The organism is Planomonospora algeriensis (genome assembly GCF_977012225.1).
In genome coordinates, this window is sequence record NZ_CDRNDK010001105.1 from 1 (window position 1) to 448 (window position 448).

Here is a 448-nt window from a genome sequence, read left to right on the forward strand (position 1 = left end):
CCGCCGCCCCGGTCACCGTACGGCCCGAGCCGCGGCAGGTGGTGCTGACCGCCGGGGACGGCGTCGTGACGGGCGGCTGGCAGGCTCCCCCCGGGGCCACGGGGGTCGTGGTGACCCGCGACGGGCGCCCCGTCCCGGTGGACGGCGCCGGATTCCGGGACCGGGACGTGCGCAACGGGACGGGCCACGTCTACGTGGTCTCCGCCGTCTACCCGGGCGGGTTCACCACACCGGGCGTGCGCCGTACGGTCACCCCGCGGGCGCGGCCCGAGCCGGTGGCCGGGTTCGACCTGGAACCGTGCCCCGGAGCCCCGGGACGGCTGCTCGTGCGCATGGCGGAACCCGCCGCGGGGACGGCCGAGTTCCTGGCCGTGGACGGCGCTCCGCCGTGGCCGTACGGCGCGACCGTCTCGGCGGCGGAGGCGCGCCGGGCGGCCGGCCGGTGCCG

The 448-nt window shown here is 80.1% G+C and carries 1 pseudogene; it reads left to right on the top strand.

Going from position 1 to position 448, the window contains the following annotated elements:
• Positions 1-448, top strand: a pseudogene (locus ACWJ6R_RS38025) (hypothetical protein); the annotation flags it as partial.